Origin of the sequence: Microcoleus sp. BR0-C5 (assembly GCF_036705045.1) — a bacterium.
In the GTDB taxonomy this organism is placed as follows: Bacteria; Cyanobacteriota; Cyanobacteriia; order Cyanobacteriales; family Microcoleaceae; genus Microcoleus.
Genome location: NZ_JAUBTR010000060.1, coordinates 1 through 24,368, shown reverse-complemented (window position 1 = coordinate 24,368; position 24,368 = coordinate 1). Strand labels below are relative to the sequence as shown.

The following is a 24,368-nucleotide window of genomic DNA, read 5'->3' as shown; positions in this document are numbered from 1 at the left end:
AAATATGTAGAACTTGCGCGTGGAACTGGTTATTTTGTGAGTGCGAGGGGGATTGAAGCCATATCAATACTGCACAATTCGTGTCGCTACGTAAGTATCAGTGTTGTTGAAAATACTTAATAAAACTTAATAGATAATTATAGGGCGATCGCTCTTGAATTTTAACGATCTTTTATGATGAATTATAAAATTCATGTGCTAGCATCGGGTGTAAATTGCGGTCTCCCTAAATTTCCCGGAAAATAGGGCGATCGCAACACTTTAATCTAAACAAGAACTTGGTAGGGTAGAAATATGTTTTTTCAAGAAGCCGATCCAGAAAATAAGCTCAGTAATATGAGCAGGAACCGTAAAAAAACTGCTCAAAGTATGACCAATAGAACAGACTACCAAGAGATGCCCAAAAAAAGAGCCGAGAATTGGGCACAGGCCAACATTTCCGAAGCTTATAGTCTTAGTCTGTGCGAATTGCAGCAGATGGAACGAGCAATGGAACAGCTAAAGCAGGATTTGAAAGCTAGCGAATCTCGGTTTCGGAATGTGATCGAAAAAAATGCCGACGGCATCGCAATCGTTAACAAGCGAGGACTTGTCTGTTTTGCCAACCAGTCAGCAGAAGCGCTATTTAACTGCACGGCAGAAGAACTACTAGGTCAAGCATTTTTTGGCAATTTAGTAGTAGAAGTTTCAGCTTGCGACCTTGAGATGGCGACGGATATTATTCCCCAAGTTGGAAAAACGGAAGCACCAGGAACTCGCGTCGTGCAAACAGAAGTTGAAGCTATTCGCAAGCAAAAAGAAAATGCTGTAGTAGAAATGCGGGTTGTGGAAACGGAATGGGATGGAGAAATGGCTTATTTAGCTACGCTGCGGGATATTACCGATCGCAAGCGCGCAGAAGAAATGCTTTGGTTGTACGATCGAGCTATAGCGGCTACTAGCACCGGCGTTACAATTTCTGACGCCACTGACCCCGAAAATCCAATTATTTATTGCAATCCCGCATTTGAAAGCATGACAGGTTATCGGCGGCAGGAAATTATCGGGAAAAACGGCCGATTTTTGCACGGAAGCGATACCGATCCGGCGGCAGTAGAAATAATTCGCCAAGCCTTGCAAACAGAAAGCGAATGCAAGGTAATATTAAAGAATTACCGCAAAGACGGAACCGCTTTCTGGAATTGTTTCTCCATATCTCCCGTGCGCGATCGCATGGGCAAATTAACTCATTTTATTGGCGTACAGAGAGACATCACAGAGCGCAAACAAGCCGAAGAAGCATTGCATAATTCCGAAGCACAAAGCAGACAACAAGCCGCTCAACTAGCAGCCACACTTGAGCAACTCAAAGCCACTAATTCCCAATTAGTTCAAAGCGAAAAAATGTCTAGTTTGGGATTGCTACTTGCTGGCGTCGCTCACGAAATTAACAACCCAGTCAGCTTTATTTACGGCAATCTCGCTCATCTCACAAATTATACTCAAGACTTGTTTCACCACCTCGAACTTTATCAACAGCACTATCCTAATCCAGTTGCCGAAATTCAAGAGGAAAGAGAAAAAAATGATCTCGATTTTTTAGCTGAAGATTTACCTAAAATACTCTCTTCAATGAGCGTTGGTGTCGAGCGGATTTGCCAGATTGTGCAGTCGCTGCGGAACTTTTCGCGGCATGACGATTCACAGATGAAACCCATTAACATCCACGAAGGTATTGACAGCACGCTGTTAATTCTCAATCACCGTTTGAAAGGGAACGGAGAAAAGCCGCCAATTCAAATTGTAAAACAATACGGAGAATTGCCGACTGTTGAGTGTTTTGCTGGGCCGATCAATCAAGTTTTTATGAATATTCTTAGCAATGCGATCGATGCTTTAGAAGATGCGAACACTAGGCGAACTTGTGAAGAAATGCGAGATAATCCCAGCCAAATTAGGATTTGCACAGAAGTAGGCAGCAATTTTGTAGAAATTAAAATTGCCGACAACGGCCCGGGAATAACTGAGGAAGTCAAACAGCGCATATTCGATACATTTTTTACTACCAAGCCCATTGGCAAAGGCACGGGAATGGGTTTGTCAATTAGCTATCAAATTATTGTAGAAAGACACAAAGGCGAATTATATTGTACTTCGGAATTGGGCAAGGGCACGGAATTTACTATCAAAATGCCGATCGCACCTTAGTGCCGAATGTGCAATCTGCACCTTACCAACTTGATATATAGGCAAACAAGCGAGCGGGACGCTCGCACTCCTAAAAAACGAGAAAAATCGTTTTTTCTCGTTCCCAGACTCTGGCTGGGAACGCATACTTAGAGGCTTTGCCTCCCCATTGTAGAGACAATTATCAGGTGCTTTTCGGCTCACCTTACCCGCATAAATAGCGAATTAAAAAACCTCTGCACCCTCCAACTTCTTAAAAGTTTCAACCTTAGCCCTCGCCGCTTCCCCGCAAGTCTTCGGCGTCGGAAACATTTTCCCAGGATTCGCCAAACCTTTCGGATTAAACACCTGACGAACCCACTGCATCGTCTCCAAATCTACCTCCGAAAACATATCCGGCATAAAACACTTCTTGTCAGCACCTATGCCGTGTTCCCCCGAAAGACTTCCCCCAACTTTCACGCAAAGCCTGAGAATTTCTCCGCCCAATTCTTCCACCTTTTCCAGCGCACCTTTTACCGAGTTATCGTACAGAATCAGCGGGTGCAAATTACCGTCTCCCGCGTGAAATACATTGGCAATTCGATAACCATATTTCTCGCTCAAACCCTCAATTTCTTTCAAAACATAAGCCATTTGCGTTCGCGGAATTACGCCGTCTTGCACGTAATAATCCGGGCTGAGATGACCCGCCGCCGCAAAAGCAGCTTTCCGCCCTTTCCAAATTTTTAGGCGCGTTTCCGGGTCATGAGCCGTTGTGATATTTCGCGCTCCATTCTGCTTGCAAATATCAGCAATCCGCTGTTTGTTTGTGGCAACTTCCACTTCTAAACCGTCGATTTCTACGAGCAGAATTGCCGCCGCATCGCGGGGATAACATCCAGTGGCCACCACATCTTCCACAGCATTGATGCTGATGTTATCCATGATTTCCATGCCGCCGGGAATAATGCCAGCGCTGATAATATCGGAAACTGATTCGCCCGCTGCTTCTATACTGGAAAAATCCGCTAGGAGAACGCAAATCGATTCCGGCGCTTTGAGAATTCGCAAAGTAACTTCTGTGGCGATTCCTAAAGTGCCTTCAGAACCGACAAATACACCAGTTAAATCGTAACCGGGCATTTCGGGAATTTCACCGCCGACATCGACAATTGAACCGTCGGGAAGTACCAATTTTAATCCTAAAACGTGATTCGTTGTGACTCCGTATTTGAGGCAGTGAACCCCGCCCGAATTTTCGGCAACGTTGCCGCCAATCGAACAAACAATTTGACTGGAAGGATCGGGCGCGTAGTAGAAACCGGCGCCGCTAACTGCTTGCGTTACCCAGTTATTAATTACTCCCGGCTGCACGACTACTTGCTGATTTTCTAAGTCTACTTTCAGGATTTTTCGCATCAGGGCAGTGACAATTAGCACGCAGTTTTCTACAGGCAAAGCGCCGCCGGAAAGGCCGGTTCCTGCGCCTCTAGCCACCCAGGGAATTGAGTTGCGATCGCATATTTTGACCAGTTGCGCCACTTCCTCCGTAGTTCGAGGCAATACCACCACGGCGGGGCGCTGGCGGTAGCTGGCGAGTCCGTCACACTCGTAGACAATCAATTCTTCGCGGCGCTGCACCACCCCATTTTTGCCAACTACAGCCTCGAATTCTTTAATAACGGGTTTCCAGTTGCGTTCTGTTTCTACGGCTATCATTAGTGATTTTTATTAGGGAACTATCAATAATATTGTTGCAAATTTTACTAAGTTTAGCCAATTATTTTTCTAAGGGTTGCAATATTGACACAGAGAAGGATCGGCAGTCTCTCGACCGTCGGGAAATAGTTTTTCTTTAGTATAACCGCAGTTTTTGCATTTATAGATTGCCGATCGCGCTAGCTGAGTCGGAAAATAGCAAAGTTCGCAGGGCAATCCGATTTTCGTCTCAGCAATATCGAATCCCGGCCAACCGCACTCCGGGCAGAATTGCTTGAATTTTTTAACTAAATCGAGAGTTGCATTTTCGATGTTTTTCATCCGAGTGGGATTGTACATCGCCCGCATATCTGTTTCGATGTGAACTCGGCCGGTTGACGATTTTTTTAAGCCTGCTGTAACAGCGTCCAAAAATTGTTTTTCTGTCCTAATGCCCTTGACAATTTCGCCGTTACCGAGTGCAGCATCGCCAACTATAACCACCAGTGCGTGATCGGGAAATCCAGCTTTTTTAGCAAAATCATCTGCTTCTTCTATACTGGAAACTAACTGGTGACTGTAGTTAGTTTCAACGGAGAAAGAGTCGCCGATTAGTTCTAGATTGTTGGCTCGATCTAATAAAATTACGATTTCTCGGTTAGCTGGCAGATAGGGCATCATTGGGTGAGGGCCGAAAAAACCTTCGCTGGCAAAGGCCAGAGTTTCGCCCGCAATTTCTAGGGCTTTTTGTGCTTTATGGCGAGCCGCTTCTATTTGTGTTCCTAAGCGTTTAACTTCTCTGGTGAAGGTGCCGAATGCGTCAGTGTCAAGCGCCGCAGGTACTAGGATATTTACACCCAATTCTCGTTCCAAAATGGGAGCCATCACCCGTTCTTTTTGGTGCATGGTAGCAATAACTGCGGTGCGAGCGCTCAATAATTGATTGGGATTCACAGGCTCAGAAATATTAGACATACAGCAGCATCATTTTAGGAAAAAAACTCACATACACCCTTTTCACCGCCCCACAACCGATAGAAACCCTGACTTAACTTCCGAGTAAAAATTTTAGACCACAGTTAAATATTCATGATATTCACCTGTGGACTTAATTTAAAATTATTCAATCTTCAATCGTCAATCTAAAATCTAAAATCTAAAATCGTATTAGTTGCCTCCACTCACTCCCCCAGCTTGACCTCTGAGTACAAAAATTACTCCTGTCATAATTAGCCCCACGCCTACCAACCGCAGCGGCGGCAAAGGCTCGTGAAATATAAGTTTGCCGCCTAAAACAGTAAACAGGTAACTAATTGACAGTAAAGGCGAGACTATGCTAAGGTTTGCCCGCGACAAAACTACAATAAAGCCGATCGAAGAAATTGCATACAAAGAAAGACCGCCTACTATCAACGGCTGAGTAGCCATTGCTAGAATTTTTTCTATTAAATTAGCAGCGCCAATGGGCCCTAATATTTTAGCTCCTGCCTTCAGGCTGAATTGACCTGCGACGCCGCACAAGATTGCAGCAAGCAATAACATAAAAACGCTTCTATTCATTAGTTCACCAACTTATACTACAGCGCGAAAGTGGCCGATACAAAAACTACCATTAACAATGGTAATTAAGTTTTATTGAGTTTTGTTCTAGATCAATATTTTAAACATACATACTGGAAATGCAACTATTGTCGATCGCCAGCAACAGTAGAACAAAGATATGGCAGAGCAGACTAACACCAACAGGGAATACACTCTCGAACTCTCGATACTCATGCCCTGCCTCAACGAGGCAGAAACTTTAGGAATCTGCATCGAGAAGGCACAGAAGTCTCTGCGCGAACTTGATATTGCCGGCGAGGTCATCATAGCAGACAACGGCAGCACTGACGGTTCTCAAGATATCGCCACCAGAATGGGGGCCCGAGTCGTACCGGTAGTGGCCAAAGGCTATGGCAGCGCCCTCATGGGAGGCATCCTCGCAGCGCGCGGAGTTTATATTATCATGGGCGACGCTGACGACAGCTACGACTTTTCCAACCTCGGCGCCTTTGTCGAAAAATTGCGGGGAGGCTGCGATTTAGCGATGGGAAACCGCTTTCAAGGCGGCATCAAACCGGGGGCGATGCCACCGCTGCACAAATATTTAGGAAATCCGGTGCTGACATGGGTTGGGCGGCTATTCTTTGCAAGTCCCGTCGGCGATTTTCACTGCGGACTCAGGGGTTTTAGGAGAGACTCAATTTTGAAACTCGACTTGCAAACAACGGGGATGGAATTTGCTAGCGAAATGGTGGTGAAAGCTTCTCTGTACAAGTTGCGGATTGCTGAAGTCCCAACGGTACTTTCTCCCGACGGCCGCTCGCGCCCGCCGCACTTGCGAACTTGGCGAGATGGCTGGCGGCACCTGCGATTTTTGCTGCTTTACAGTCCCCGGTGGCTGTTTCTGTATCCCGGTACTGCGCTGATGATTTTGGGTGTAATTATCGTGGTTTGGCTGTTACCGGGCAGCAGAAAGGTGGGAAGTATCAACTTTGATGTGCACACGCTGCTGTATGGTGCGATCGCAATTATCATCGGTTTTCAAGCAGTAACTTTCGCTTTTTTCACCAAGATTTTTGCCATCAGCGAGAAACTCCTGCCCGAAGACCCCAAAGTCAACAAAATATTTCGCTATGTCACGTTAGAGACAGGATTGATTGTCGGAGTCACGCTGATTTTAATCGGAATAGTTGGCTCGTTCTTGTCATTAACTATCTGGAGCGAAACGGCTTTCGGTACTCTCGACCCTTCTAAAACTCTGCGTTTGGTTATTCCCTCGCTCACTTGCCTGACTGTTGGTTTGCAGATGGTTTTGTCGAGCTTTTTTCTCAGCGTGCTGGGGTTGAAGCGTAGGTGATAACATCAAAGTTACTGCCAATATTCCTCAAAACTAAATCGCAATGCAGGGGAAGCTCAGGGCGATCGCATTTCCCTAGTTCCTAAATTGCTATAATGACAATCGGCCCAAAAATCTCAACATAAAGCCTATGTCTACTTATAGCGAGGTACTGAGTCAGGCTCAAAATATTACTCCTGAAGAGCAACAGCAGCTTTTAGAAGTATTGTCAGCTTTGATGCGCGATCGGGTAACAACCCAGACTCCGGATAGCAGTCAAAGATTGCCCAGGACAAATTTAAAGAGATGGGGAGGTTTTTTGTCTAAACGAGTAGATGCTTTGGAATTACAGTTGCAACTTAGAGCAGAATGGGATGAGTAAGATAGGGAAGAAAAGGGCGAGCCAATAATCCAAGGGCTATAATAGTAAAAATAGATAATACTGGATATTAGCTATGCAACGAATATTCGAGGCTATATTGAAGGGAAACCTTTTAGAATGGGCTAATGAGGTTCCAAGACAAGGCGATCGCCTTGTCAGAGTTTACGTTACTTTACAAGAAGAGCGATCGACTTTAAGTGCGGAGTTTCGCCGTCAGAGAATAGTTGAAATATTGGAAAAAATTGCAGCAAATAATGTCTTTGCTGATATTAGCGATCCAGTGGAATGGCAGCGAGATTTGCGTGAAGACCGTCCACTTCCAGGTAGGGATGAATAATGAATGCTGCTAGACAGTGATATTATTATCTACGCTTCCCAGCCAGAAAACTCGCAGATTAGGCATTTTATTGGCGAAAATGACATAGTTGTATCGGCAATAAGTTACCTTGAAGTCTTGGGTTATCATCGGCTAACTGAAGAGTATAGATTGTACTTGGAGGAATTCTTTGCTGTGGTGGAGATTGTACCAATTTCTAACGCTGTACTCGATCGCGCAGTGCTGTTGCGAGAGATAAGGAGCATGACACTTGGGGATGCTATTATTGCGGCAACAGCTTTGGTATATGACAGAACTTTAGTAACAAGAAATATAGGGGATTTTCAGTGGATTGCTGAACTCACACTGATTAACCCGTTTGAGGCTTAATAAAGACGGGCGATCGTACTTTGGGAAAATAAGGGCGATCGCACTTTGGGAAGAAAAGGGCTATCGTACATTTATTCACTGCTTTTTACATGATGTTCAACATAAGAGCGCAGCACAGCGTTCATTAGAGATTGATAACCTTTTCCTTGGCTTTTAAACCAATCTAATACATCGCTATCCACTCTTAAAGAAATAGCTTGTTTTGTCAGTGGTGTTACGAGTTTTGCTTTTTCCCAAAAATTTGCATCTAATTCAGGAATATCAGAGGTATCGATCGCAGATTCTGGAATATTTTCTAATTCTTCAAGTCGTTTGCGCGAGATAGTCATAGTAGGTGTTTTTTTCTTGACGAGTGGCTTTTCTTGCAGAGATGATGCGGATAGCTCCATTTCTTTCAGTATGCGCTACGGTAACGATAACGACACCTTGTATGGCACCAATACTGATTTCTCGGATTTCTCCGTAGTCGAAACGCTCATCAATGGCATTAAAAACGATTCCGTCAAAGATTTCTTGAGCTTCTTCAAAGCTAATGCCATGTTTTTTGAGGTTTTGGGCGTTTTTATTTTCATCCCATTCAAACTGCATGATAGTGTATATACAAAACGTATCTACTTATAATATAGCATAAAGGTCGATCGCACTTGGGGAAGAAAAGGGCGATCGCACTTCCTTCGAGCCTAAATTGCTATAATGACAATCAGCCAAAAAATTTCCACATAAGGCCTATGTCTACTTACAGCGCGGTACTGACTCAGGTTCTAAGACTTGCACCAGATGAGCAACTGCGACTCATTTCTGAATTATTAGTATATGTTCGTCACCGGGTTCAGGCTAAACCTAGGCGGAGTATTTTAGAATTAGAAGGGTTGGGTGAGGAAATTAGGAATGGGATTGATGCTCAAGAATATGTGAATCAGGAACGAGATTCATGGAATGGATAGCTCAGTTACAGATACAACCGTACTAAAGAAAGTTGCTATTATTTATTGATAATCCCACAGACGAGGAGATTAAGATGCAAGTCAAAGACATGACAGTTGAGCAATTGCGGGACTTAATTCGGCATACCGTGGAACAGTGTTTAGAAGAATATTTGGGCGATCCTGATGCAGGTTTAGAAGTTAAGGAAGAAGTCAAGCAGAAATTGTTAGAGTCAAGGAGGCGCAAACAAGCAGGAGAAAGTAGCGTCGAACCTGGGGAAGTTTATAAAAAACTCGGTCTAAAATCGTAATGAGCTATTCGGTTGAGTTGACAGCAGAAGCTCTGGTTAACCAAGAAAGATTGACTCAGGCTGTGCAGGAGCGTATAGGTAATAAAATCAATTGGTTGGCTGAAAATTTTGAACAAATTACTCCTATGCCGTTGTCGGCTAATCTGGCAGGTTTCTTTAAGTTAAGAGTGGGTGATTATCGGGTAATTTATTCTTTTGATGAGGATTTAAAGGTGATTACTATTCACCAGATTGGACACCGGAGAGAAATTTATGATTAACTGAAGTGCGATCGCACGTTGGGAAAATAAGGGCGATCGTACTTTGGGAATAAAAGGGCGATCGCACTTGGGGAAAATAAGGGCGATCGCATTTTAGGAAAGAAAAGGGCGATCGTACTTTGGGAAGATAAGGGCGATCGTACTTTGGGGAAGAAAAAGGCGATTCCCTACGGGATAGTTGCGATCGCCCGTACTTCTCTAGGTCCTAAATTGCTATAATGACGATAGGCCAAACAATCTTAATGCAGAGTCTATGTTTACTTATAGCAAGGTACTGAATCAAGTTAAAAGCCTCACGCTTGCAGACCAACTGCGGTTATTAGAAGACTTGAAAAAAATGATTCAGTTACGGGAAGAAGTCGCAGAAGATGATGAAGTAATTTCAGCAGAAGAAATAGCAGAGAGTGAAGCTGCTTGGCAAGATTACCAGGCCGGTCGCGATCGGGGGATATCCTCCCAAGAACTCAAAGTGAAGCTATTTGGAGAAAAACATTGACTGACTACATTCTCCTGAAAGCAGCAGAACGCTATTTGTCGCGACTGCAACCGGATGACTAAGTACGAATTGTCAAGGCTTTAGATACTTTAGTAAGTGACGATAGAGGGCTTGACATTAAGCAACTTAAAGGTCGTCCTGAATTAAGGCTGCGAGTGGGTAAATATCGGATACTTTTTGTAGAAGACAGAGAAAATCAAGTATATGTTGTGACTGCGATTAATTCTAGGGGGGATGTTTACAAATAAGGGCGATCGCGCTTGGGGGAAAAAAAGGGCGATCGTACGTTGGGAAAATAAGGGCGATCGTACTTTGGGAAGAAAAGGGCGATCGTACTTGGGGAAGAAAAGGGCAATAGCTGATTAAGTAAAAACTACTGGAATTAGCTTAATCCCCTTCTGAAAAGCCACATAAACTCTGTGTCTTCCACTATAAACTTCGTAAGGGGGTTGACCCTTATGCAGGGCTATAGGATCTGTCTTGGAGTGAAGCAGACTTGAGATAGAGTCAGGAGAATTTTCTATTGACCTTATTTTTCCCTCATTGAGTTCGCTTTTATTAGGGACTCGAATATCTGACATTTGTACAGGTCTAGTTTCCATGTTTTTTTTACCTATTTTACTAACTTTTAATTCATTTGCTAGGCATCTAATTAGCTAGACACTCTATGTATTTCTAAAATTCTTCTTCATATTTTCCCTTGCCCACTGCATTTATTTGTGAAATATAATTGTCCATCGCCACTTTAATTTCCTTGCACTTGGCCCGCATCCTATCTTCAGTAAAAGCTAGACGGTTGAGATCCATTTCGCCCATACTTTTTGCTGTGATACCCCTAGTTAACTCTTTAAAGCTTAGACGAACCTTACTATCAGTGTCTTTCAATGTAAGAAGTAGCTGTTGATCTTGTTGAGACGCCTCCCAATGAAAAATGTTTACGCTCATCAAGCCCATTTTTTTGGCAATTTTTTCCTCTTCTTCAGTCAAAATCAATTGGATATAAGATTCGTAGTAAGGGCCGCCAAAAAAACCTTTTTTCTCTTGACGATCTATGGATAATTTCATACTGACATCCTCCAAAATTACTTATGTAGTTACTAGCAAATAATCTCTTTAGGCAATTAACAGAAATTTTTGCTTTTTTCAGGGAACCAATCGCACCTTCTTAATCCCTCTTCTATCCTTCCCACTACCCCATAGTAGATTAGAAGAAGCGATCGCAACTTTTTTCAATCAATCCTTCCATTTTTTAAGCGTAGTTGCGTAGTAGTCAGCTTTACGCAAAGCCTCACTCTTGGAATCGGCTTTACCAGCAGACTCACTGCCAACATATACTTCGCCAGTACCTTTGTCCCAAAAAACATCGTATGGAGAACCGGATGGCGTTTTAACTTCACCAATTTTATCTGTAGCCATTGTTGACTCCTAGTCAGGTATAATCTACATAATGTGCGAAAATCTAAGCCGTTTCATTCGGAACTGTCGGGACTGATCCCAGACAACCCGGCAAATGCCAGAAATATCGACAAGCCCGGTTGTAGCCCGATCGCCCTCAGTGCAACCAAGCTCTACCCCAAAAATCATACAACGACCCCATTTCCCCATCGCCCACCCACTCACCTTACAAAATGTTAGATAACGTTATCTAAAAAGTTATAAAAAATAAGTTATAATAACTAAAAATTACCCCAGACGCGATCTATGGAGCTTAAGGAAGTCTTAAGATTTGCCGATGAAAAAGTTTTTGCCAAAACAGGGAAACACTTAGAAGACCTGCAAGAGGCGATTTTAAAAGAAACGCTCCAAGGTCGGAAATATGCCGCAAAAGTAGCCAAAGACCGCGATTGTAGTGAAGGTTATGTTAGGGTTGCTGCTTCTGAATTATGGAAGATATTATCAGATGTCTTCGACGAAGAAGTTAGTAAAGTAAATGTTAGAGCGATACTGGAAAGGGCAAAGTTTTATAATTCTCCATCAGCTATTGGTAGAGATCATGTAACAAATAACGTCAACATTTGTCAAGAAAGGGCGAGAAGTCCAACAGAACCGCAAAACCCCCAACAAACTCCCAAACAACTCCACATAGACTTAGGCGACGCACCCGAAATATTCACCTTTTTCGATCGCACTTCCCAACTCTCCACCCTCGAAAACTGGATAACACAGGAACACACTCGCCTCATCGCACTCCTCGGAATCAGCGGCATCGGCAAAACAACCCTCTCCCTAAGCCTGATCGATCGCATCAAAACCCAATTCGATTACGTCATCTATCGCAGCCTCCGCTTTTCCCCAACCCTCGATGCAACCCTCACCAACCTGCTGCAAATCTTTTCCCAACAATCAGAAATTCCCCAAAACATCGAAACCAAAATTTCCCAAATCCTCGATTACCTGCGAAAAAACCGATGTCTGATTGTCCTCGATGACGTACAGATGCTTTTGGGCAGCGGGCAACTAGCGGGACAATATAAAACTGGATATGAAGATTATCAGTTATTTTTTAAACTAATTGCCGAAGTTTGTCATCAAAGTTGTTTGATATTGAATAGTTGGGAAAAACCCAGAGAAATTGCCAGATTATCAAAAGAGTATCATCCCGTGCGATGTTTTGTATTGGGAAGTTTAGGAGTAGCAGCTAAAGAGATTTTGAACTCACAAAAGTTATCCGATGAGGAAACATGGGAAACATTGATTGATATTTATCAAGGCAATCCTCTGTGGTTGGAGTTCACTGCAACACTGATTCAAGAGTTGTTTGGGGGGAGAGTTTCTGAGTTTTTGCAGTGCGAGATGCCGATTTTAGATGAAGGGTTGCAATCTCAGTTATCTCAACCTTTTGGGCGTTTGACTCCGGCAGATTTGGCAGTGATGGTTCACCTGGCCAATCAACCTGAACCCGTTGCTGTGTCGCAAATTTTCAACAAAATACCATTTTCGCCGTCAGAAATAGTCAATGCAGTGCGATCGATCGCAAATCGGTTTTTATTGGAAGCAATAGAAGAGGAAAAGATAACTTTGTTTAGTTTGAATCCTGTGTTGAGACAGTATGTAAAAAGTCGGTATCTTTCTCAAGGTATGTAGTTGCGCTCGCTTTAGCGCTAAAGCGCAACTACATACCTAAATCCGTACCGTAGCGAGTTAATTTAACTTTGCTGCCGATTCTGTAAGTGCGATCGCACCCACTCTCTAAACTCTCTAATTCTCGCATTCTCTCCCTTTTCTGAGTCTAGGTGCATAAACTGTGCGAGTTCTTTGACAGGAAACGAGGCAAATGCCAAACTGGTTTCACACTCGACATAACTCGTATCATTTAAAATGTTAATTATTAGTTTCCCCTTCTTCCAAACCCAAACCTCCGGTACTTTAAGTTCCGCATAAACCGCCATTTTATTGATAGATGAGCTAGTCCAATCAATTTCCACAGCTAAATCAGGCGGCGGGTCAGTTTTGAGGTCAATTTTTAATTTCCCTCGCATTACAGCTTCATTTTGGATGTAAAAACATTCATCAGCTTCTTTGCCAGCTTTCTTAGGTTGCGAACGCCAAGTAGATGATTTTAATCCGATAATCTCTAATCCTAATTCTTCAGAAAGTGCTGCAATTAGTCTCCCAAGAGTCCAGCTATACCTTTCATGTTCTGGCAGAGGCACCATAAGTTCCAAAGTTCCCTTGTAGTAAGTCATGCGCGGCGTGGGACGTTCCGCAAATATTTCTAACAACTGTTCGTAGGTGTCCCAACTGATATCGTGTAAAACCAGGCAAGAACCTGCAAGATATTCTTTAGTATCTGTCAGAGTTTGAAGCATTGAAAATACTCCTGCGAAATCGCCTTAATTTGTTTTGATACTTAACTTTTTTATCTTTTCAATCCGGCATTTATGCAAACAGCAATCTACCTTTGGGTTGAGGGACAATTCGCCCTAATTGCCGAGCAGTCTCAACCCACTCCTGCATAATAATCTCTAGATTTTGCAATGCTTCTTGATAAGTTTCCCCATCCGCAGCACATCCTGGCAATTCTGGTACTTCGGCAATAAATGCCTGGTCTTCATCACTCCAGTAAATGATTACTTCATACTTCATTATCATTTTGGTTAACCAATTTATATTTCAAAATTACTGCACGAACTTGCTTTACTTGATAAGCTTTAGCTTTTGATTTATCTGCTTTTTGGGGTTGGATGTTGAGAATTTCTGCGACTCCCTCCTTGCTGAAAATATGGTGACTACCATTAATTCTTACCTCAAATCCTAAAATCTGGAGTATTTGACATAAATCGCTAAAGGAAAAATTAGCATCGGATGCACCAACCATCAGCTTGGCGAGGAGTTTGTTTATTTGGGTCATTAATTATTTTCATTATAGTCTTTGCTTTAGTAGTCTTAAAACAGTGTCAGGGTAATTTCTTACCCTGACACCATTCTACACTAATTCGGGAACCTTATTCTACCCCCTCAATCCGGTCTTCCACCTCCTGATAAAGTTCACGCAGACGATCCAAATTGTTCTCCGAAGTCTCCCAATAACCCCGGCCATTAACTTCCAACAAAGTGCTGACAATCTTGCGGAACGAATGAGGATTCAGATTCAGCAAACGCTTCTGCATCTCCGCATCTTCGATAAAAGTAGTGTTGACATCCTCATACACCCAATTATCCACAGCGCCCGCCGTCGCACTCCATCCAGTCGTATTCACCAGACGCTTAGAAATCTCCCGCACACCTTCATAGCCGTGCGACAACATCCCCTCGTACCACTTCGGATTCAGCAGCTTTGTGCGCGAATCTAAACGCACGGTTTCTGATAGCGTCCGCACCTGGGCGTTGGCTGTGGTTGTATCAGCAACGAAGGATGTCGGTTTCTTCCCATCTGCGCGCAAACTGCCGATCAATTTAGTCGGATCGGAGTCGAAATAGTGCGACACGTCGGTTAGGGAAATCTCCGCAGAATCCAAGTTTTGGAAAGTGACTTCCGCAGTTTTTAAGGATGATTCAAAAATCTGCCTGTCTTGTTCCATTGTTCCTGGATTGTCGGAAGAAAAGGCGAAGGATTTGCGAGTTAAGTACATTTCCTGCAACTCGGCTTCGCTTTCCCAAGTGCTGTTTTCCACCGCCAAGTTGATGTTAGATGAATAGGAACCAGAAGCATTGGAAAATACCCGGGTTGCTGCTTGTCGCAGGTTGATTCCCATTTCTTCCGCTTGCTTTAATGCGTGTTTGCGGACGAAGTTCATCTCTAACGGTTCGTCGGCTTCCGCTGCCATTTTCACAGCTTTATCTAACAAATTCATTTGGTTGATGAACAAGTCGCGGAATACGCCGGAACAGTTAATTACTACGTCGATCCGAGGGCGTCCCAACTCTTCTAAAGAAAGCAATTCGAGTTTGTTTACCCGGCCCAATGCGTCGGGAACTGGCTTCACTCCCACCATCCACATTACTTGGGCGAGTGATTCGCCGTAAGTCTTGATGTTGTCGGTTCCCCACAACACAACGGCGATGGTTTCTGGGTAATTTCCGCCGTTATCAACGCGCTGTCTTTCTAATAGCCGATCGACTACAAGCTTAGCAGACTTAACCGCCCCCGTTGTAGGGATTGACTGCGGGTCCAAAGCGTGCATATTCTTGCCAGTCGGCAAAACATCCGGGTTGCGAATCGGATCGCCACCGGGGCCGGGCAGAACATACTCGCCTTCTAACGCGCGCAACAAAGCGCCTAATTCGTTGTCGGCACAAACTTGCTGCAAGCAGAATTCCAGATACTCAAACAGCGGTTTAATCGGTTCTGGATCGATTTTTTTGTAACCGGCGGCGTGCAAGGCTTCAACCCAAGGTGTTTTCTTGCCCATGTTGAAGAAATTCAACTTAGAAACAAGGGAAACTCTACCCTCAGCGTCGGTTTGTTCCTTCACTAAAGCGCCAACGGCATCCCGACAGGCCAAGGTGATGTTTTGCAGCAATTCGACATCACTTAAAATGCCTTTGTCGCTGTTAGTGTAAATTTCGCCGATATCGCGTCCCAGACTGTTAGCGATAATCCGCGGCAAGCTGATCAGGTTGTCTTCTTCGCGGTCTAAATTGGCGATATTTACCAAAGTTGCGATCGCCTCCACCGCAGTCGGCGGCTTACCAATAATATGCAAACCACAAGGTAACAACCGCGACTCAATCTCCATCAACTTGCGGTAAACCAAGCCAACTAAATTGTCCCGTTCCTCCGAAGTCATTCCCGCAGCAACCCCTCTTTCTTGTTCGGGAGGTAGCGCAATATCTTTGTCCAAATTCACCAAACGGCATTTTTCGACGATCGCATCAACAATCGGCACACCCCGCCCAGTCTCTTTCAAAGTTTGATAAGAAGCAATTAACTCGCTGAGTTCCTGCAAACCTTTGTACAAACCAGCATTTTCAGCCGGAGGAGTCAGATAGCTGATAGTTTCAGCATAACTGCGGCGCTTGGCAATTGTTGCCTCGCTGGGATTGTTGGCGGCGTAATAATAGAGGTTAGGAATCTTGCCGATCAAACTGTCGGGATAACATTCCCCAGACATTCCCATCTGCTTACCGGGCATGAATTCTAGCGAACCGTGAGTGCCAAAGTGCAGCACCGCATCCGCACCCCAAATGCGCTCCAAATATGTATAGTAAGCAGCAAAACCGTGGTGCGGGCTGGCAGAACGAGAGAATAACAACCGCATCGGATCGCCTTCGTATCCAAAAGTAGGTTGCACTCCGATAAACACATTGCCGAAATGTTTGCCGAAAATCAGCAAATTTTGTCCGTCGCTGTTCAAATGTCCCGGAGGCGGGCCCCAATTTTCTTGCAAGCGTTCCGAGTAAGGAGTGAATTCTTCGTATTCAGCTACCGACATCCGGTAAGCAACATTTAATTCCGGGCTTTGGTATTGGGCTGTTGCGTCGTGGATGACTTCTTGCATCAGCTTTTCGGCGGAATCCGGCAGTTCTGGCAAGTCGTAACCGTTGCCTTTTAAGGCTTTCAATACTTGGTAAATCGAGCCGAAAACGTCCAAATAAGCGGCTGTTCCGACGTTGCCTTTGTCCGGCGGGAAACTGAAAACTGTGATCGCAACTTTTTTATCTAATTTTGGTTTGCGGCGCAGCATTGCCCACTTCATAGCGCGCTGGGAAATTGCTTCGATCCGGTCTTGTAGGGCGATCGCCTTGCCAGTTGCGCCATCACGTCCCGACAATATAATCGGTTCGATCGCGCCATCCAACTCGGGAATGGCAATTTGCAAAGCAACTTGAATCGGGTGCAAGCCTAAATCGCTATTTTCCCACTCTTCCGTCGTTTGGAAAACCAGCGGCAAAGCCACCATGTAAGGGCAGTTTAGCTTTTTCAAAGTCTCGATCGCCTTCGGGTGATCTTGTTTCGCCGGGCCGCCCACCAGCGCAAAACCAGTCAGAGAAACCACCGCATCAACGATCGGCAGCGGCGCAACACCTTTGGTTCCAACTTCCAAGAAAAAAGTTTCGACTGGTTTCGAGAAGTCCAAACCGCCGGCAAAAATCGGCACCACCCGCGCCCCCATTGCCTCCAATTCCTGCACCATTGCTACATAGTGCGCGTCATCTCCGGTGACTAAGTGAGTCCGCTGCAACACCAAGCCGATGCAAGGTGCGAGGGGGTCTTTGAGGTCTGCCGAAATATCTTTGCGGGCGTTGTACCAGGTGAGGTATCCTTTGACATCCTCAAACATGGACGGTGCCAAAGGATGCCAAATTCCCATATCCGGGTAGACAACGGGCTCTTGGAAAGTTAGCTGTTCCTGGCCTTTGAATACATATTTATGTGACAGCATCAGCAAGAAGTTTTCCAAGTTTTCTTGGGAACCTCCCAGCCAATACTGGAAACTCAGCATGAAGTTGCGCGCATCTTGGGCTTTGTCGATGGGCAAATATTTCAGCACTTTCGGCAAAGTTTGCAGCAGTTTCAGCATTCCGTCTTGGAAGGAACTCCCGGATTTTTCCTTCCGTTTTTTCATGAATTCGCCGATCGCACTTTTGCTTTGTCCCAACTGTGCCATCGAGAAACTGCCCATTTTATTGAGTCGCATCACCCCTGGCATCGACGGGAAGACGACGGCGACATCCAAGCTGTCGCGCAGCGGTTCCACCGCCGCTACCACTTTTTCTGCCAAATCTTCGATGAAAATTAGAGAAGCAATAAATACATTGGCATCCGCCACATCCCGCTTGAAGGCTTCGTAATTTTCCGGGCTGCGGAGTTCCTCGATCAGGTAGCCGCTGATTTCTATTGCCAGATTCGGATTTTTGTTATTTATCGCTCGAACCGCTGCAGACAGGGCGCTTTGATACTGCGGTTCCAGTACGACATAGACCACCTTCATGAGCGATCGCCCCTGCAAGTTTTCCGGCACGACGTGGCGAATGGTGGGCTTGACGTGAGTGAACATCCGGTTAGGCTCCTTTAAGATGCTGTTTTCGGGAATCGGGAATTTTTTTATCCCATAAGCATTTTTACCAGAAAACGCTTGCCATTAGGCGATTTGAGCCTGCACATGACACAATTCGACAAATTTAGGTCAACTTTTCGTTACATTTTTTTATAAATTCCTTGAGCAAATACTCCAATTTTTATTTACAAAAGTTTACTTGACATTATACTTTTAATATGTATAGGATTAATTACTAGGATAAAAATAATTAAAAATTAACCAACAATTGAGAAAAAAATCCTGAAAAAAGTGCCACGTTTTGTAGAATAGATCGAACTTGCGATCGCTCAATTAACTGAGGAAAAAAAAGCATAAATTCGGCAGAATCGAGCCTTATATAATTGCTGAGTTCGCAAAATAGATATGTTCCCAGTAATTTAAAACCCTTTCATAACGTCTGTTTTGTGTAAATTCCTGATCGGCGATCGAGTTCATGGAAAGCTAATTGCTATCAACTCTCAAACTCATCAAAACTTTAGGGGGAAAACATGGCTAACTACGCAATTTTCGACGAACAATTCTACCTCGCCTCATATCCTTGGGTCAAACCAGCCATTGACGCAGGAGTCATCTCATCTGGGAGAGAACACTTTGAAAAATTCGGGCGAGAAGGCGGTCTAACTAAAGTATCGCGTTATTTTGACGAAAATGCTTACCTTGCTGGGAATCCAGACCTCGCACCTTTCGTCCGCACCGTCAACCCAAACGCACCTTTTGCTACAGGCCTCGATCACTTTATCCAGTTCGGTTACGATGAAGGACAGCGCCGCACTCAAGTATCACCCGAATACAACGAAAGCTTTTATTTAGCAAACAACTCGGAACTTCAACCGTTTATTCAAAACGGAACTTTCAAATCAGGCTTCGACCATTTCATTCAATTCGGGGCCAAAGAAGGTCGGTTTGGGACTTCATTTTTTGAACCGGAATACTTAAAAGAAAACCCCGACATCGTGCCGTTTGTCAACTCTGGAAACTTGAGAACCGGCAGGGAACACTTCTTCAATTTTGGACAATTTGAGCCTGCCCGCGACGCGACTTTTGTCGGCACCCGTACCAACGATGTTTTAACTGGTGTTGGCGTGGGCGATGTCGAACTTGTGGGAGTGGAAGTAGGTATTGATCGCAACGGCAATCGGCAGTATGAAAGCTTTGGCACCAATGAGTTCGATGTCCTGATTGGCAGTCCGGGAGCTGATATATTCGTACTGGGAGTTCCTGCTACAGCCGGGAATGTCACCCCGACACCGCTGTATCTGGGTAACGGTCAAGCTACGATTCGCAACTTCGACGTAGAAAACGATTTTATCCAACTGCAAGGAACTTCTTTAAACGGCTACAACCTGACTCCGGTTGGCAACAATTTGTCAATCCAGCGTTTTGGAGATGTGCTCGGCGTGATTGAAGGAGGAGCAACCTTGGGTTTGAGTTTCCAAGAATCTAACGGTAACGGTACTTTCTTGATTGGATAGTCATTGGTCATTAGTCATTAGTCATTAGTCATTAGTCATTAGTCATTAGTCATTAGCTAATGCTGATGATTAATGATTTTTTATTGGTGGTGGGCGATGGTTCTGTAAAAAAGATCGGACTTTACTTTAAACAGCAAACTATGAATTACGATATCTTCGACGAACAATACTATCTTTCGCAATATCCGTGGCTGAAACCAGCCATTGATGCAGGCATCATCAAATCTGGAAGAGAACACTTTGAAAAATTTGGTCAAGCCGCCGGCCTCACCAAAATATCGCGGTATTTTGACGAAGAAACTTACCTTGAGGGAAATCCAGAGCTTAAACCCTTTGTCCGCACAGTCAACCCAAACGCGCCTTTTGCTACAGGCTTAGATCACTTTATCCAATACGGTTACGAAGAAGGTCGCACTCGCGTATCACCTGAGTATGACGAAGCGTTTTATGTAGCAACTAACCGAGATTTGCAGCCGTTTATTCAGAATGGAACGTTTAAAAATGGCTACCAGCATTTCATTCAATTCGGGGCCAAAGACGGTCGGTTTGGAACATCTTTCTTTGAACCGGGATACTTATTCAATGTGTTTGAGGCTATCAGCTCTGGAACCTTAAAAACTGGTCGGGAACATTACTTCAAGTTTGGGCAATTCGAGCCAAGCCGCGAGGCAACTTTTGTCGGAACTTCCGGTAATGACATCCTCACTGGTGTAGGGGTAGGGAAGGTCGAATTAATTGGAGTTGAAGTAGGTGTTACCTATCCCGGCCCCCGAAATTATGAAAGTGACGGCAGCAATGAATTCGATACTCTCACTGGCGGTAGCGGCCGCGATAAATTCGTGCTCGGTGACATTGTTGGCTTCAGGGGAGGAACCCTCTCATCCAGACAGTTCTACATCGGCCCAGGTTTTGCTACAATTCGGAATTTTACTCAAGGTCAGGATATTATCCAGATAGGGATTCCCTTAGATCAATTCTTGGTGTTTCCAATCAACAATAATCGAGATTTAGCTATCCAAACGAATGGCTTTCCCGTTGTTGAGAATGGAGTTTTCATAGCCAGTCGCTTTGACACAATCGCTGTTGTTGAAGGTGGCGGCAATCTCAATTTGAATCTATTACCAGGCTCTAGTTTTATTAGAGCTTTACTTGGGTAGAAATATCGAAGCTATTCAGAATTTTCTTTGGGATGCTGTCGCTGCGATCGCACTTTCCTATGCCAACAAATCGCATTCCGCGATCGCACTTTACGTTCTCCAATAAAGAACGATGAATTACGACATCTTTATAGAGCTTAAATGAGATTTGACTGACAGTTGGAAAAAATCACCCGATCAGGTAATTGTCTCAGTTCTGGATTATTGATAAATTGCATAAACAGCTCATTAAAGCCGCAGTAGGAAAACATGGCTAGTTACGCAATTTTTGACGAAAAATACTACCTTGCTCAATATCCTTGGGTGAAACCAGCCATTGATGCAGGAGTTATCCAATCTGGAAAAGAACACTTTGAAAAATTCGGTCAAGCCGGTGGCTTAACTAAAGTATCGCGGTATTTTGACGAAGCTACTTACCTTGCTGGCAACCCAGACATCGCTGCCTTAGTCCGCACTCCCAACAACCCAAATGCACCTTTTGCGACCGGACTAGACCACTTTATCCAATACGGTTACGAAGAAGGTCGCACTCGCGTATCTGCTGAGTATGACGAAGCGTTTTATCTCGCAAATAACCGACAGTTGCAGCCGTTTATTCAGAATGGAACTTTTAAAAACGGCTACCAGCATTTCATTGAATTCGGCATCAAAGACGGTCAGTTTGGGACTTCATTTTTTGAAACAGAATACTTACAAAAAAATCCCGATGTTCGGCCTTTTGTCGAATCGGGAGCATTGAAAACAGGTCGGGAACACTACTTCAATTTTGGCAAAAACGATCCAAGCCGCTCTGCGACTTTTATCGGAACTTCCGGGAATGACATGATTGCCGGTGCTGGAGTGGGAAATACCGAATTAATTGGAGTTGAAGTAGGTTTACGTACAGGTAATGGCTTTGGCGAAGGCCGAGTGTATGAAGGTGACGGCAGCAATGAATTCGATACTCTCACTGGCGGTAGCGGCCGCGATATATTCGTACTCGGAGACCTTATAGAAGGCGGTAAAAGTTCTGCGCCCGGAACCGAAATATTCTATATCGGGCCGGGTTTTGCGACAATCCGGAACTTTACGAAAGGTCAGGATAGCATCATGCTAGGAGATGGCTTTTTACCTTTCTCAGATCAATACTTGATATTGCCCATCAACAACAATCGAGATTTAGCTATCCAATACAAAGCTTCACTCTTGGCTGTTCCCGGAACGGCTCCGTTTGACACGATCGCTGTTATTGAAGGTGGCGGAAATCTCACGTTGAATTTATTACCAGAATCTAGAGTTACTAGATTTTTACTTGGGTAGAAATCTCGAAGCTATTGGGGATTTGCCTGATTGCTGCTGGGGAGCGCGATAATTAATTGTATCATCCAGAAACCGGGTTTCTCGAATAAACCCGGTTTCTAAGTCTTTAATGCCGATCGCGCGCTAGCTTCAAAACCTCAACCGTATCTTTGTGACCTTCCGAAGACGCCCAAATTAACGCAGTCCAAGTATTATTATCCTTAGCTTTGATATCAGCTCCTTTATCGATTAAAAATTCCACAACTTGAGTGCGCCCGCTGCCTGCCGCACTCATCAAAGCCGTCAAACCAAAATTAGTTTTAGCATTCACATCCGCTCCCGCCTCCAGCAAAAGCTGTACAATCTCCGTATGTCCGGCAGCAGCGGCACTCATTAACGGCGTCCACCCGTCATTATCCTGACTGTTGGGACCGGCACCTGCAGCCAGCAATTTTTTGACGATCGCCGAATTGCCAGCCTCAGCCGCAGTCGTCAAAGCCGTCGCACCTTCCTCATCTTTGGCATTGATATCTGCACGCTGTTCGATCGCACTTTCTACAGCCGCAACATCACCCGTCTTGACGGCATTAATTAAATCTGTCATAAAATCTCCCTTGCATCCTCTCAAATCTTAAATCCTATGGCAGTAGATATTTTAATCCTCTCCAACGGCCCCGGAGAATTAGCAACTTGGGTGCGTCCCGCCGTGCAAGCTTTGCGCGAGCAATTGGCAAACGCGGGCACTCAAGCCCGCATCTCTGTGGTGCTGTCCCCCTGTCCGCACGCCACCGGGAAAGAAGCACAAATCGCCTGTTCCTACCCAGAAGTTGACAGAGTGCAAGCACCGGAGCATTTTTTTCCATTCTTATTATCCGGCAAAACTGCTGAAAATTGGGATTGGTATAAAACAGGAGTTGTTTTGTTTTTAGGCGGCGATCAATTTTTTACGGTTGTTATTGGAAAAAGGCTAAAATATCGGACTGTTATTTATGCTGAATGGGACGCGCGGTGGTATCGCTGGATTGATAAATTTGCGGCGATGAAACCAGAAGTTTTTGCTAAAATTCCCCAAAAATATGCTAATAAATTTACAGTTGTTGGAGATTTGATCGCCGAAGTAGGGAACGGGAAATCGGGCAGGGCGAGCACGGGGGCACCGCCCCTACGGAAAATAGAATTAATTGGATTGTTGCCCGGTTCTAAAGCGGCCAAATTAGCTTTAGGTGTACCGTTATGTTTGTCGATCGCCCAATCCATCCACCGCCTCCGCCCTGAAACTCGCTTTGTGATTCCCGTTGCTCCTACCTTAGATGTGCAAACTCTAGCACGTTTTGCCGACCCAAAACAAAATCCTTGCCTGCATTTATTTGAGAACGCCAGCGCCGAACTTCAGTTAACAGAACGGCCATTTTTGCAGACGGCAAATAAGTTGCAAGTAGAACTTTGGACGCAGACGCCCGCCTACGATTTGCTATCAGAATGCAGCCTGTGTTTAACTACTGTGGGAGCGAATACTGCCGAATTGGGTTCGTTAGCTGTACCGATGATTGTTTTGATTCCGACGCAGCAATTGGATGCGATGAAAGCTTGGGACGGATTGCCGGGATTGCTGGCAAATTTGCCGTTAGTCGGTTCAGCTTTTGCTACGGCGATTAATTGGCTAATCTTGCAAGTGGGAAAGGGAAAGCTTTATGCTTGGCCGAATATTTGGGCACAGGAAGAGATTGTGCCGGAGTTAATTGGGAAGCTGGAACCGGAAGTAATTGCTCAATTGGCGATCGACTATTTGAGCCAGCCTGATAAATTAGCACAGATGGGCGATCGTTTGCGTGCGGTTCGAGGAGAATCGGGGGCGGCGAAAAAAATTGCTGAATTGGTTTGTGAAGAAATTGAGGTGCAATAATCAATAAAACCTCGTAGGGGCGGGTTCACCAACAATCTCTGACTGTAATTCATAATCTAAATAAACCCGCCCCCGCCCAACGGTAAATCTCAATCTGCATTATTCCAGTATTTTATAAATAAAGGTTGATACAGGCTATTAGTTGGGTGGGGGCGGGTTTTTGAGATTGTCGGTTTTTGGCAATTATTGCAGGTTTACCCGCCCCTTGTATCTTAAAAGAGTCAGGCGATAGATCGCTACGTCAGTCAGTTGATCGAGCCGTCAATCAGGCGC

Annotated in this window: 27 protein-coding genes; 15 read left to right on the top strand and 12 right to left on the bottom strand. The window is 44.6% G+C overall.

Annotated features, from left to right (window positions below):
* Positions 1-369 precede the first annotated feature (369 nt).
* Entirely contained in the window at positions 370-2,187 is a 1,818-nt protein-coding gene (locus QUB08_RS23655; RefSeq protein WP_333227617.1) for a PAS domain S-box protein, read from the top strand.
* Positions 2,188-2,391: 204 nt separating this feature from the next.
* Here QUB08_RS23655 and glcD read toward each other — a convergent pair whose 3' ends face one another.
* The 3 genes from glcD to QUB08_RS23640 form a co-directional block, all read right to left on the bottom strand.
* Positions 2,392-3,867, bottom strand: coding sequence for a glycolate oxidase subunit GlcD (gene glcD / locus QUB08_RS23650; protein WP_333227615.1), 1,476 nt, complete (start codon positions 3,865-3,867; stop codon positions 2,392-2,394).
* A 69-nt stretch (positions 3,868-3,936) separates the two neighbouring features.
* Positions 3,937-4,821, bottom strand: coding sequence for a DUF6671 family protein (locus QUB08_RS23645; protein WP_333227613.1), 885 nt, complete (start codon positions 4,819-4,821; stop codon positions 3,937-3,939).
* Between the two features lie 192 nt (positions 4,822-5,013).
* Positions 5,014-5,406: a transporter gene (locus QUB08_RS23640; RefSeq protein WP_333227611.1), complete on the bottom strand. Its 393-nt coding sequence runs from the start codon at positions 5,404-5,406 to the stop codon at positions 5,014-5,016.
* Positions 5,407-5,566: 160 nt separating this feature from the next.
* On the opposite strand from QUB08_RS23640, the gene QUB08_RS23635 reads away from it, so the two are divergent.
* The 4 genes from QUB08_RS23635 (at position 5,567) to QUB08_RS23620 (ending at position 7,812) form a co-directional block, all read left to right on the top strand.
* Entirely contained in the window at positions 5,567-6,745 is a 1,179-nt protein-coding gene (locus QUB08_RS23635) for a glycosyltransferase family 2 protein (RefSeq protein ID WP_333227609.1), read from the top strand.
* Positions 6,746-6,875: 130 nt separating this feature from the next.
* Entirely contained in the window at positions 6,876-7,106 is a 231-nt protein-coding gene (locus tag QUB08_RS23630; RefSeq protein WP_333227608.1) for a hypothetical protein, read from the top strand.
* A gap of 73 nt (positions 7,107-7,179) precedes the next feature.
* Entirely contained in the window at positions 7,180-7,443 is a 264-nt protein-coding gene (locus QUB08_RS23625) for a hypothetical protein (protein WP_333227606.1), read from the top strand.
* Between the two features lie 3 nt (positions 7,444-7,446).
* Positions 7,447-7,812 carry a type II toxin-antitoxin system VapC family toxin gene (locus tag QUB08_RS23620; RefSeq protein ID WP_333227604.1) on the top strand — a complete coding sequence of 122 codons (366 nt, stop codon included), beginning with the start codon at positions 7,447-7,449 and terminating at the stop codon, positions 7,810-7,812.
* Between the two features lie 71 nt (positions 7,813-7,883).
* Here the strand turns inward: QUB08_RS23620 and QUB08_RS23615 are convergent, their stop codons facing one another.
* Positions 7,884-8,141 carry a BrnA antitoxin family protein gene (locus QUB08_RS23615; protein ID WP_333227602.1) on the bottom strand — a complete coding sequence of 86 codons (258 nt, stop codon included), beginning with the start codon at positions 8,139-8,141 and terminating at the stop codon, positions 7,884-7,886.
* Positions 8,116-8,400, bottom strand: coding sequence for a BrnT family toxin (locus QUB08_RS23610; RefSeq protein WP_332945908.1), 285 nt, complete (start codon positions 8,398-8,400; stop codon positions 8,116-8,118). The genes QUB08_RS23615 and QUB08_RS23610 overlap by 26 nt, the downstream gene beginning before the upstream one ends.
* 140 nt (positions 8,401-8,540) lie before the next feature.
* On the opposite strand from QUB08_RS23610, the gene QUB08_RS23605 reads away from it, so the two are divergent.
* The 5 genes from QUB08_RS23605 (at position 8,541) to QUB08_RS23585 (ending at position 10,168) form a co-directional block, all read left to right on the top strand.
* Positions 8,541-8,756 (top strand): hypothetical protein, encoded by a 216-nt coding sequence (locus QUB08_RS23605; RefSeq protein ID WP_333227600.1) that lies wholly within the window; start codon positions 8,541-8,543, stop codon positions 8,754-8,756.
* A gap of 74 nt (positions 8,757-8,830) precedes the next feature.
* Positions 8,831-9,046: a hypothetical protein gene (locus tag QUB08_RS23600; RefSeq protein WP_333227598.1), complete on the top strand. Its 216-nt coding sequence runs from the start codon at positions 8,831-8,833 to the stop codon at positions 9,044-9,046.
* 17 nt (positions 9,047-9,063) lie between these two features.
* Positions 9,064-9,306 carry a type II toxin-antitoxin system RelE/ParE family toxin gene (locus QUB08_RS23595; RefSeq protein ID WP_333227596.1) on the top strand — a complete coding sequence of 81 codons (243 nt, stop codon included), beginning with the start codon at positions 9,064-9,066 and terminating at the stop codon, positions 9,304-9,306.
* Positions 9,307-9,559: 253 nt separating this feature from the next.
* Complete coding sequence (locus tag QUB08_RS23590) at positions 9,560-9,802, top strand: hypothetical protein (RefSeq protein ID WP_333227594.1); 243 nt, start codon at positions 9,560-9,562, stop codon at positions 9,800-9,802.
* A 234-nt stretch (positions 9,803-10,036) separates the two neighbouring features.
* Positions 10,037-10,168: a hypothetical protein gene (locus QUB08_RS23585; protein ID WP_333227592.1), complete on the top strand. Its 132-nt coding sequence runs from the start codon at positions 10,037-10,039 to the stop codon at positions 10,166-10,168.
* Positions 10,169-10,477: 309 nt separating this feature from the next.
* On the opposite strand, the gene QUB08_RS23580 is transcribed toward QUB08_RS23585, so the two are convergent.
* Together QUB08_RS23580 and QUB08_RS23575 are read right to left on the bottom strand one after the other, a co-directional pair.
* Positions 10,478-10,867 (bottom strand): hypothetical protein, encoded by a 390-nt coding sequence (locus QUB08_RS23580; protein WP_333227590.1) that lies wholly within the window; start codon positions 10,865-10,867, stop codon positions 10,478-10,480.
* A 168-nt stretch (positions 10,868-11,035) separates the two neighbouring features.
* Entirely contained in the window at positions 11,036-11,218 is a 183-nt protein-coding gene (locus tag QUB08_RS23575; RefSeq protein WP_333227588.1) for a hypothetical protein, read from the bottom strand.
* A 285-nt stretch (positions 11,219-11,503) separates the two neighbouring features.
* Here QUB08_RS23575 and QUB08_RS23570 point away from each other — a divergent pair, with 285 nt between their 5' ends.
* Complete coding sequence (locus QUB08_RS23570; protein ID WP_333227586.1) at positions 11,504-12,886, top strand: ATP-binding protein; 1,383 nt, start codon at positions 11,504-11,506, stop codon at positions 12,884-12,886.
* Between the two features lie 62 nt (positions 12,887-12,948).
* On the opposite strand, the gene QUB08_RS23565 is transcribed toward QUB08_RS23570, so the two are convergent.
* The 4 genes from QUB08_RS23565 to QUB08_RS23550 form a co-directional block, all read right to left on the bottom strand.
* Positions 12,949-13,611 carry a Uma2 family endonuclease gene (locus QUB08_RS23565; protein ID WP_333227585.1) on the bottom strand — a complete coding sequence of 221 codons (663 nt, stop codon included), beginning with the start codon at positions 13,609-13,611 and terminating at the stop codon, positions 12,949-12,951.
* A 70-nt stretch (positions 13,612-13,681) separates the two neighbouring features.
* Positions 13,682-13,888, bottom strand: coding sequence for a type II toxin-antitoxin system HicB family antitoxin (locus QUB08_RS23560; RefSeq protein WP_333227583.1), 207 nt, complete (start codon positions 13,886-13,888; stop codon positions 13,682-13,684).
* Positions 13,878-14,153 carry a type II toxin-antitoxin system HicA family toxin gene (locus QUB08_RS23555; RefSeq protein WP_333227581.1) on the bottom strand — a complete coding sequence of 92 codons (276 nt, stop codon included), beginning with the start codon at positions 14,151-14,153 and terminating at the stop codon, positions 13,878-13,880. The genes QUB08_RS23560 and QUB08_RS23555 overlap by 11 nt, the downstream gene beginning before the upstream one ends.
* A gap of 94 nt (positions 14,154-14,247) precedes the next feature.
* The gene (locus QUB08_RS23550) at positions 14,248-18,243 is read right to left on the bottom strand and encodes a magnesium chelatase subunit H (protein ID WP_333227579.1); all 3,996 of its coding nucleotides are present in this window, start codon (positions 18,241-18,243) and stop codon (positions 14,248-14,250) included.
* A gap of 530 nt (positions 18,244-18,773) precedes the next feature.
* Between QUB08_RS23550 and QUB08_RS23545 the strand changes: the two genes are divergently transcribed.
* From QUB08_RS23545 to QUB08_RS23535, 3 genes are all read left to right on the top strand, one after another.
* Positions 18,774-19,757, top strand: coding sequence for a calcium-binding protein (locus tag QUB08_RS23545; protein WP_333227577.1), 984 nt, complete (start codon positions 18,774-18,776; stop codon positions 19,755-19,757).
* A 140-nt stretch (positions 19,758-19,897) separates the two neighbouring features.
* Entirely contained in the window at positions 19,898-20,914 is a 1,017-nt protein-coding gene (locus QUB08_RS23540; RefSeq protein WP_333227650.1) for a calcium-binding protein, read from the top strand.
* Between the two features lie 249 nt (positions 20,915-21,163).
* Positions 21,164-22,213: a calcium-binding protein gene (locus QUB08_RS23535; protein ID WP_333227575.1), complete on the top strand. Its 1,050-nt coding sequence runs from the start codon at positions 21,164-21,166 to the stop codon at positions 22,211-22,213.
* Positions 22,214-22,319: 106 nt separating this feature from the next.
* Here QUB08_RS23535 and QUB08_RS23530 read toward each other — a convergent pair whose 3' ends face one another.
* Positions 22,320-22,796 (bottom strand): ankyrin repeat domain-containing protein, encoded by a 477-nt coding sequence (locus QUB08_RS23530; protein WP_333227573.1) that lies wholly within the window; start codon positions 22,794-22,796, stop codon positions 22,320-22,322.
* A 36-nt stretch (positions 22,797-22,832) separates the two neighbouring features.
* On the opposite strand from QUB08_RS23530, the gene QUB08_RS23525 reads away from it, so the two are divergent.
* A complete protein-coding gene (locus QUB08_RS23525) occupies positions 22,833-24,095 on the top strand; it encodes a lipid-A-disaccharide synthase (protein WP_333227570.1) in 1,263 nt (420 codons plus the stop codon).
* The last annotated feature ends 273 nt before the right edge of the window (positions 24,096-24,368 follow it).